This window comes from Psychromonas arctica DSM 14288, assembly GCF_000482725.1.
Lineage (GTDB): Bacteria > Pseudomonadota > Gammaproteobacteria > Enterobacterales > Psychromonadaceae > Psychromonas > Psychromonas arctica.
This window is the reverse complement of record NZ_KI519487.1, coordinates 60,768-71,535: the sequence shown is the minus strand read 5'-3', so window position 1 is coordinate 71,535 and position 10,768 is coordinate 60,768. Positions and strand designations below refer to the sequence as shown.

The window sequence follows — 10,768 nt, the reverse complement described above, 5'->3', positions numbered from 1 at the left end:
AATAGAAGCGAATTTAGAACCACATATCATAAGTAACTCCGTACTTTGTAGTGATGGTGCATGGCCTTATGTGAATATTGCAGAGCACAAGAATTGTGATCATAAACGATTAATCAATGGAAAAGATAGAGTAATAGACAATATTTACCACATCCAAACCGTTAATGGTGCAATCACTCACTTTAAGAGTTGGGTGGTAGGCAAAATGAAAGGGGTAGCGACTAAGTATTTACCGCATTATCTAGCTTGGTTTAGAGAAAGTAGGGCCAAGTATGGTTTTCAACAAATTTTACTCGCCGCTTATAGATGACAACAGTGTAATGGAACAGAGCCAATAAATATCTATTATAATATAATGTTTTTTAGTAAAGCATGTCAAAGTTTACAACTATTCAAGAATATCTTTTTGAAAATAGGTAGTTGATCCATTAGATATATTTTTTAAGATGTTTCCCATCAAATAATCCCATATATAAGAGACTGTAGTTACGATTTTAAGTGTTATTTTATCCCTATTTCTATCTCGGTTTGTGCCCCTTTGCGCCCCTAGAAAGGTAAGCCACAAACGCCCCCATAGCAATTTAGAAACCTACAAATGTGTGGCCAAAATCACTAAGCCACAACACGAGTGACTTTTCACTGATTTACAGATCGCTTACATTACATAAGTAGATTAATTATTTTGTAAGTGGATTTGTAGATTTGCAAGTGAAATTATAGATTTGTAAGTGAAATTGTAGATTTGTAAGTGAAATTGTAGATTTGTAAGTAGATTTATGATTTTGTAAGTGTATAGTTAATTTTGTAGGTATTATATTTTAAATAAAAACAAATACTTCCTTATAAAGACTTAATTATTTGCAAAGTATTGACTAACCTAATCAATAAGTAAAGGCCTGTATGAAAGCACTCGGATACACTTACTTAAATGAGCACTATAGCCTACTCCTACCAAAATTAAATGTTGAAGTATATCAAGACTCTAATTCGGATAAAGAAAAAATAGTAACGTATGGAGCATCTAAACGTAAGATAATACCAGGTACTCGAAAAATTTCTGATACCCCTTTTGATCATATGATTGAAGCAATAAAATATCAAGGTATTAGGCTCCATTACTTTGCTGCTATATTCCCAAAAGTTGACGTTGCAGAGCTGTCTATATTTATTTCTCAAAAGCCTAATGCTAAATACAATCGCATTATTTGGTACTTATATGAATGGATAATGGATTCTACCATCGATCTACCAGACTTAAATCAAGGTAACTACATTAAACTTTTTGAAGATGAGTTTTACTACACGTTAAAAGACGGAGATAAAAATAAACGAACTCGTGTTATTAATAATGCCATTGGAACAAGAGAGTTCTGCCCAACAGTTCGGAAAACATCTAAAATTAAGAAGTGTGAAAACGTAGATGTATACAAAACTGCTTATGCGGAAATGCAAAGGATTGGTGAATCAGTAAGTACTGATATCATAGGCCGTTCAATTAATTACCTTTATACAAAAGAAACTAAATCCTCTACTGATATTGAGCGAGAAACGCCTGATAAACATAAAATGCAACGATTCTTAAGAGCCATTAAAAATGCAGGCTTGTTTGAATTAACGAAAAGTAAACTAATTGATCTACAAAATAAAATTGTAGAAGACAGCAAAAAAGCATCAGATTATCGTTCAGATGAGATCTATGTGGGGGCTACATTACAACGCTTTGGTGAAGTTTATGAGGATGTTCATTACATAGGTGCGCTTGCCAAACATGTACCTAGTTTGATGAATGGTTTGATTAAAACTCATGAACGAATGATGTTTGATGCGTCTGTATCTGCGTTAATTCATGCAACTGTGATTTCCTTTGGTGCAGTTTATATTCATCCTATGGATGATGGTAATGGAAGAATTCACCGCTATCTTATTCATGATGTAATGAAACAACGTGAACCTGAGCATAAATTTATTATCCCTATTTCCGCATCAATTCTTAAACATGAAGCAGAATACGATAAAGTACTTGAAGTTATATCAATACCTATTATGGCGATGATAGATTGGGAATTAGATGGTGAAAACCAGAATAAACTTATAGTAAATAATGATATCGACTATATGTATAGATACCCTGATTATACGGAGCATGTTTCGTTTGTATACGAAATGATGGACAAGGCTATCTCGACTGAGCTAATTGAAGAGGTATCCTTACTCATTGTTTTTGATAATATTAAAAAAATAATTAATAATCTTACCGATGTACCTAATAATAAATTAGATGCCATTACCTCAATTATTATTAGCGGTGCTGGCAAGGTTTCAAAAACCAAGCTACAGTTTGTTTGTTCTCATATTGACCAAAAACTGATTAAGCAAATTGAAAAGCAATCTATACAAATAATGAGTAAAATTGAAAATGACCTATCAGTAAATATACAAAAAATAATGAGAAAAACTAAGTAGTTATTGACATCCTCCTCCACCTCGCTACGCGCCTGAACAAGTTCAGGAAAGGAAGATAAGTTGGCACAATTAATGGGGTTTCTTCCGCTATTAAGGGAGCGTTAATGCGATAAAAAAGTGTCTCTGTTACGTCTTAGGGTGAAACACGCATGGCGGTAAGAATCTGAATTTGATGGGGAGATAAGCGTTACCTGGGTTTTCCCTAATAGGGGGGCACTATTGGTCCCCTCTTCTCCCATCGCCAAAGCCATAAAGATACGCAGTGGTTATTTCCCTATTGACGTCCAAAGCAAACCACCTGAACACAACAACCCTTTTCACATGCAGAGTGACGATGTGTACTTGGTTTAGCACCTGGTGAGTTGGATGCAGCACAAGCAGTCATCACCAATGCTAAAAAGTAAAGGACGTCAACAACAGGAAGACTCTGAGGGACAACCATGATAGGTTTGGATTTAAGGTATTGACCAGAACATGTCGCGTTAAATAAACAGCTAAACGAGAAAAGATAAGAATAGGAAAATGAGCACCCAGCTTGAATTCAAGTTATCCCCCTCATCATTTTAATAAATGAGACAGAAACCACTGGACAAATAAACAGTTTGTTTTATAGTAGATAAGTGTATTAATTTTAATCAATTGATAGACAAACATTGCAGTTGAGACGAAGTGGCTGTAACCACTTCGCCTCGTACCGGCTGCCCTGACTATTAAACCCGATCCAGCCGATGGTCGTATTATACGCAATCCATCGGATAGGGATAGATCTATTTGATGGAGGCCTACTATGGCTCAATTACGCATACGCCCAAACGGACGCATTCAGTTCGATTTTCATCTATACGGCCAACGCTTTCGTGAAGGCACTAAAATGATGAGCACACCTAAAAACCTCAATAAAGCAAAAACGCAACTTAAGAAAATGAATGCCGAAATTGATTTAGGCACTTTTCAATACCGCGACTACTTTCCAGGCAGTAAAAAAATCAACTTATTTGAAGAGCTACAACGTGGCAAACACCCCGACCGCTTTTATCCTTTTTTTGATACCTTTGCGAATGAATGGTTTGATCGCCAAAAGTCCAAATGGAAAAACAGTTATCAACGTACTGTTCGCCTAAATCTTGAAGGCTATTTAATTCCTACTTTTGGTAATACGTTGATTAATGAATTAACGTTGGCACATGTTGAATATTATCGCCAAGCATTAATGGAGTTAACCAAACCAGATGGCACGCGAAAGCTTTCAAATCGTCGTATTAATAATATTTTTTGGCCATTAATTGCAGCGGTTAGTCTTGCAAGTGATGAGTATAAATTTGATTATCCACTTCGCCGCTATAAAGCGCTTAAAGAAGAAAGTGCTGATTCACACCCGATGACGATTGAAGAGGTACAACGTTTTTTAGAGGCGGTTAACCCATACTGGCATGATTACTTTGTGGTACGATTTTGGACAGGGATGAGAAGTTGTGAGATACACGGGTTATATGCTGAACATATCGACTTTGATCACCGCCTTATTAACATTAGACAAAACTACGTTAATGGTGAAATATGCGATGTTAAAACACCAAAATCGAGACGTTTTCTTAAAATGTGCGACACCTTGCATGATGCCTTAAGCAGAGTAATGGCAAATAGAGATGAAGCCCCTTCTTTTGTATTTACAACGCCAAAAGGTAAAGCCATCGACACGCATTACATTAGTAAAAAGATATGGTATCCAACGCTTAAAAAAGCAGGATTAAAACGTCGTCGCCCTTATGAGACTCGACATACTGCTGCGGTATTGCATATAGCCGCCCATGAAAATCCGCTTTATATATCTCAGATGCTAGGACACAGTGATACACGCTTATTATTTGATGTGTATGCGCCTTATGTTGCTAATGCTTCAAGGCTGGATGGTAGTGCGTTTTCAGATATGATGAGGCAAAATAAAATAGGATAAAATGAGGGCTATTACTGTGCCACTATATTGTGAATTTTAATGCGGAGTAATAAATAATAAACCGGTAAGGTACTTGAAACACTCACTACCTTACCGCCCTATTAATATTAAGAATAGATGTTTAAATTAACTTTAATAAAAAAACCTTACCGATGTACCAAATAATAAATTAGATGCCATTACCTCAATTATTATTAACGGTGCTGAAAAGGTTTCAAAAACCAAGCTACCGTTTGTTTGTTCACATATTCAAAAACTGATTGGGCAAATTGAAAAGCAATCTACGCAAATAATGAGTAAAATTGAAAACGACCTATCCGTAAATATACAAAAAATAATGAAAAAAACTAATTAGTTAACATGTCGCTATCCATATTAGCACTTTGACGTAGTTTACTTTAGCAGTGTTGTCAATATCTGGAGACGCTAACGCAATGTCAACAGTGTCCAACATGACGAAAAAGTGTCTCACGAGGTCACCGAGTTCGTCTTACCCTTTTTTTAAGGCATTCTTTTTAAAGAGATAAAAAAAGTCCCCGAATAAGAGGGACTATTGGGGATTTAAAAAATAATTTGATAAATCGAACTAAGTACTATTTAAACTAGTTTATAATTTTTGAATATTTCTAAGGCTAGTAGTAACACACTCATTAGCCATTAAAAAAGTGTTGGCTTCAGCGTAACAACGTAACTCGGGGGCATTTCCCGATGGACGAAGATGTATAATACGCCCATCAACTAAAGTCATTCTTAACCCATCTGTTTCATCTACACTTTTAATTTCAGCATTATCAAAACCTAATTTAGCTAGTAAATTAGTAGGATCGAGTATGCCCTCAGAAATTATGTTCTGGCTTTTTTCAGTAGCAAAATTTTGGACTCGATTACTATCAGTAAAACGTTTAGGTAATGCATTAACCAACTTAGAAATAGTAGTATTTTCAGCGGCAGCTAATAACATAATAGCAGGTAAAACAGCATCGCGAGTTGGTAAAGCTTTTAGCACTTGGCCATTTAACTGCACATCAGTACCTAATAAATATCCACCATTTGCTTCAAAACCAGCAACTGAAGCATAACTTTTAGCTAACTTTTTAAACTCTGCAATTACATAAGGAGAACCAATTTTAGTTCTTTCTACATGTGAAAAGTGCCCACAAAACTCAATCGCAGTATTATTACTAACTGGAATAACTACAGCCTCAATATTTAAAGCTACAGAAGTTAATAATCCTAAAATATCCCCTCTTAACCAATTGCCGTTTTCATCAGAAACAAGTGGACGGTCTCCGTCTCCATCTGTTGAAAAAACTAAATCCAAATCATATTCTTTTGACCAATTAATAGCTTTGGTAGTATCTTCTTTTGAAACAGCTTCTGTATCAATGGGAACAAATTCGTCACTACGCTCTAATGCAATAACTTCAGCACCGAGTTTTTCAAAGATTCGATAATATAAATCACGTCCAGCACTCGAATGCTCATAAATACCAATTCGCTTACCAGTCAGCCATGGCGTATCAAATAATGACGTATAACGGGTAATGTACTCTTCTGCCGCTCGATTATTTACAGTTAATTCAGTAAGCTCACCTAGTTCAGGGAACTCAACTTGCTCTGTGAGAATAACTTGTTCATCTGCTTTACTAATTTCACCATCTGGGCGGTAAAATTTAAGACCATTACGGTCAAACGGGATATGGCTACCAGTAACCATAATGGCAGGAACTTTATCTTCTTGCGCAACGTATGCTAACGCAGGTGTAGGTACTACGCCATAATAGATAACTTCGATACCTAATTGCTGTAAAGCCATACTACAAGCTTTTGCCATCGCGTAGCTACTCGGTCGGTTATCTGTTGCAATCGCGACTTGATTAAAACTAAAATTACGTTTCATACCAACAATAAATGCATGAGCAAAAGCAGCGCAAACTTCAGGAGTAAATTGAATTACTAAACCTCGTGCTCCACTTGTGCCAAAAGCAACACCGCTATTAGAAATTACAACTGAACTAATAAATTTTAGATTATTTTTCATATGTTTTACTTATACTCTTCCATAACGGTCTTCAAACCGAACAATATCATCTTCACCTAAATAACTCCCCGTTTGTATTTCAATCATTTCTAGTGGGATTTTACCTGGATTCTCTAAAGCATGAATAGTTCCAAGGGGAATATAAGTTGATTCATTTTCAGTAACTAAAATAGTTTTATCTCCATTAAGTACACTCGCTGTACCTGATACTACAATCCAATGTTCAGACCGATGATGATGCTTTTGAATCGATAACTTCTCACCTGGTTTAACAGTTATTCGTTTGACGTGATCTCGCTTTCCATGGTCAATCGAATCATACATTCCCCATGGTCGATAAACTTCTCGGTGAACTTTACACTCGCTTCGCCCAGTTGATTTCAACTGCTCAACGACACTTTTAACATCTTGAACTTTATCTTTATGCGCGACTAAAATGGCATCTTTGGTTTCAATAATAACTAAGTTATCAACACCGACGGTTGATACTAATTTATTTTGTGCATAGATATAATTATTGTTTGAATTAACAGTAATAACATCGCCTTTTATTGCATTTTGGTTTTCATCTTTAACAGAGATCTCCCATAACGCAGAAAAAGATCCTACATCGCTCCAGCCTGCATCCATTGGCACCACAACTACATCTTGACTTTTTTCCATGACGGTGTAATCAACTGAGTTATCAGGGCAAGTCGCAAAAATTCCTTTATCAACACGTACAAACTCGAAGTCTTGTGATGGTGTAGCAATAGCACGCTTACATACATCCAGTATATCAGGTGCGAATTTCGCTAACTCTTCAAGATAGCGACTAGCTTTGAACAAAAACATACCAGAGTTCCAGAAATAGTTACCACTTTCCATATACGCTTCTGCAGTTGACAGATCTGGTTTTTCTACAAACTCACTAACTGAGAAAGCATCATTGACCTTATTACCTGATTTTATATATCCATAACCCGTTTCGGGTGCAGTAGGCACAATACCGAAAGTTACCAGTTGACCATTTTCAGCAAACGGGAGTGCTTTCTCTATCGATGCGGTAAAAGCTTTTTCATTTTCAATAATATGATCGGCAGCAAGCACTAATAAAATAGGATCTTCTCCATCACTAGCATTTTTACCAGCTTGTAGTGCAGCAAGTGCAATAGCAGGTGCAGTATTTCTACCAACAGGCTCGAGAATGATACCGCCATGTTCATAACCACCTAAACGCATCTGCTCAGCAGCAATAAAACGATGCTCTTCATTACAAATTAGTACCGGTGCTGAATGTTCAATTTTAGACAATCGGGCAACCGTTTGTTGTAACATAGACTCATTTCCAGTTACAGTTAGAAACTGTTTTGGGTATAGCTCTCGAGAAAGCGGCCATAAACGTGAGCCAGTTCCGCCAGCCATAATTACAGGTAAAATCATAATTCCTACTTATTAATTTTTAATAAAAGTATTAGTCTGATACTTTTTTGAAAATCGTAATCATTTCATGCGCCATTAAATCACGACTAAATTGATTCGCAGCATCAATACTACTTTCTCTGAGTTCATTAAAAAGTAGCTGATCACTTCTTAACTTTAGAATGCCATCAACAATTTGATCTACATTTTCAGACTCTACTGTTAAACCAGAGTTAGTATTATTAATAATATTAGTCGCCTCGCCTTCTGGAACACTCATCAACGTGGGTATCCCCATTCCCATACATTCAAATATTTTTGATGGAATAACCGTTTTAAACAAATCACTATTTTTTAATGGGACCAATGATATATCGCATAAACTCCATAGCCGTGGCATCATCTCTTTAGGTTGACGATCAATTAAAACTACGTTTTTTAAATTTTTAGCTTTAACTAAATCAACCACTTTTTGCCTTGCTGCACCACCTCCAGCAAATACAATACGTATATTATCTTTTTTCTGTAATTTCTCAGCGACAGAGACGATATTTTCTAGGCCATGGGCCATACCATGTGTCCCAATATAGCCAGCCACAAATTTATCTTGTAAGTTGTATTTATCAGCCAGTTCTACATCTTTTTGTTCAACAGGCTCATATTTAGTTAAATCGACGCCATTTAAAACCACATCAATTTTTTCACCATCAACGCCTCGTTCTATTAACTCTTTTTTAAAAGAATGTGTCACAGAGATAATTGAGTCCGCTTTCTTATATAAAAATAACTCTAGCTTTTCTAACATTCGAATAGCGGAACTTTCTTTCATAGCTCCTACAGCAGTTATTGAAGCCGGCCATATATCTCTTAATTCAAATACAAATGGTTTACGTTTAAAAACTGATAACATCCATCCTGCACATGCACAAAAAAATTGTGGAGATGTCGCAACAATTACATCAGGTTTCTTTTGGAAGAGACCAGCAATAAAACCAGTTACCATAAACGACATATAATCTAATATCCGCTTAACAAACCCTTCATTCGCTGTGATGTATGTTTTAACACGTATAACATCAATCCCATCCATTTTTTGCTTTCGATATAAGCAATTTTTGTAGCCATCGAATACCTTTCCTTCAGGAAAGTTAGGCGCACAAGTAATAACAGTCACTTTGTGCCCAGTTTGAACCCAACGGATAGCATGCTCATAAGTACGTGTTGCAGGTGCGTTGCCTTCCGGCGGGAAATTATCAGTAAGGAATAAAATATGCATTAGTTAACTCTAGAAATTTTTAAAGATGCTTGGGGGTGATTAAAACTTAAAACTAATTTCTTATTTGGAATAGAGCTCCCAAACTCAGGGTGCCAAGTAGTATCGACAATATTAACATCTGCATTACTTACTGTTAACTCAAGTAATTGACCACAAGGTAAGGTTAACGTAAATTGGTTATTAATATTATTTACTTTTATATCTGGGTGCAAATGATAATGGGCGCTAGCTGTTGAATAGTTACCTGATAATTTATCTGTTATTAGAAAACTATTTTCATTCATTTCCCATTTTCGGCTATGAGTAACTTTACCAGATAGACGTAAATAGCCATTATGAGAACACTCAACAATAGCTGAATGATTAGTTAAATTAAATATAGGTGTACTTGGGTATGCACGTCTTGCAACACGAAAACCACTCCAAACCTCAGAAGAGTCTTGCTCATCTACAACTACAGTATTGTGTGCTTCTGTTTTTCGTTGTCTTAAACGTTCATCTCCAAGTCCGTATACAGAAGTACCACTATTGACAAATACACGTTGCTGACCATAATTCCATTCAAACGAAAGCGTATCTGCATGTGCATGACCTGGAATATAATCAGGTCCAACTTTTGCAACATCCAACAAAGCAGTTTGATTGTGAATAGAGAGTCTAATATAACCGGAGTCTTTAAGGTGAGTCATAGTTTGTGCATTATTATTCTCATTAATTAATCCTAATTTAAGTGCATAATCATTAAGTTTTTCAGCTGTAGGTGCAATCCCAATGGCGGAATCATTAAAGAAAGCCACATTTCCATTTGGATGTGTCATGGTCGACATCCAATTTAACATGTTTATCACTAATTCTTTCCAAGTGCTAACTCTAGATTGCAACTTAGGATGTTGAGAAGCACCGGATAAGTTTATTAAGCTCAACATATCCGCCAGAATAGTATTGTGATACATAGGAGAGCCTTCAAAGTTACCACCATCACTTAATATCTGCTCTTTTAATTCTTTATCAATAATTGAAAGACCGGTATCTAGCCAACGTTCCGCAGCACCTCCCTCGAAATAACAACCAGAAAAAATTAAAGCTTTAGCATTTGCAAATAAGTGATTACCAAGCAGGTGATATTCTAGATCTTGCTCTAAAACAGCTGTTTGTTGCCATAGACTTTCTTGCCAAATTAACTCTGATTGATTACCAGATAAAAACCACTGTATCCAATTTACAATGCGCAATGATTGAGGATAAGGCTCCCACCCATTCCCTTTAATGGGAGGGTTTTCAGAGATCCATCTACTGATTAAATTATTGTGTATAGCTTTACGCTGAATATTATTTTCAGCATTTAAATCATCAAAATAGTGCAGATTATAAAGCCATAATTTTTCTTGCTTTGAATCATTCCAATTTAACGTATCACCACGATGATTCAAAAAACAAAAAGTATTTCCCTCAATATAACTACTTCTGATTAACTCAACGGGTAACCAAGCCCCTTTCAAGGGCCGTCTAATGGCATCAGTGCAAGGTACTAACTTAGGCTTAAATAACTTGCGCTTTAACCGATTAATGATTTGAGTTGCTTTGAGGTGTTTAACGGTATGATATAAATTGTGTAGTTTTTTCATAAAAAAAG

Annotated in this window: 7 protein-coding genes; 3 read left to right on the top strand and 4 right to left on the bottom strand. The window is 36.0% G+C overall.

Translation table 11 applies throughout. From position 1 onward, the window contains the following. The 3 genes from H592_RS0120110 to H592_RS0120100 all read left to right on the top strand — a co-directional run. A partial coding sequence (locus H592_RS0120110; protein ID WP_028870344.1) for an IS1595 family transposase occupies window positions 1-310 on the top strand: 310 nt, incomplete at its 5' end. Between the two features lie 590 nt (window positions 311-900). Further along, entirely contained in the window at window positions 901-2,463 is a 1,563-nt protein-coding gene (locus tag H592_RS0120105; RefSeq protein WP_028870343.1) for a Fic family protein, read from the top strand. Between the two features lie 787 nt (window positions 2,464-3,250). Beyond that, the gene (locus tag H592_RS0120100; protein WP_028870342.1) at window positions 3,251-4,417 is read left to right on the top strand and encodes an Arm DNA-binding domain-containing protein; all 1,167 of its coding nucleotides are present in this window, start codon (window positions 3,251-3,253) and stop codon (window positions 4,415-4,417) included. 607 nt (window positions 4,418-5,024) lie between these two features. Here the strand turns inward: H592_RS0120100 and H592_RS0120095 are convergent. The 4 genes from H592_RS0120095 to H592_RS22995 are packed head-to-tail and all read right to left on the bottom strand — an operon-like array spanning window position 5,025 to window position 10,760. Further along, entirely contained in the window at window positions 5,025-6,458 is a 1,434-nt protein-coding gene (locus H592_RS0120095; RefSeq protein ID WP_028870341.1) for a phosphomannomutase, read from the bottom strand. Between the two features lie 9 nt (window positions 6,459-6,467). After that, window positions 6,468-7,880, bottom strand: a complete 1,413-nt coding sequence (locus H592_RS0120090; protein ID WP_028870340.1) for a mannose-1-phosphate guanylyltransferase/mannose-6-phosphate isomerase — start codon at window positions 7,878-7,880, stop codon at window positions 6,468-6,470. A 31-nt stretch (window positions 7,881-7,911) separates the two neighbouring features. Continuing rightward, window positions 7,912-9,135, bottom strand: coding sequence for a glycosyltransferase family 4 protein (locus H592_RS0120085; protein ID WP_028870339.1), 1,224 nt, complete (start codon window positions 9,133-9,135; stop codon window positions 7,912-7,914). Continuing rightward, complete coding sequence (locus H592_RS22995; RefSeq protein ID WP_037072346.1) at window positions 9,135-10,760, bottom strand: heparinase II/III family protein; 1,626 nt, start codon at window positions 10,758-10,760, stop codon at window positions 9,135-9,137. The genes H592_RS0120085 and H592_RS22995 overlap by 1 nt, the downstream gene beginning before the upstream one ends. Between the last annotated feature and the right edge of the window lie 8 nt (window positions 10,761-10,768).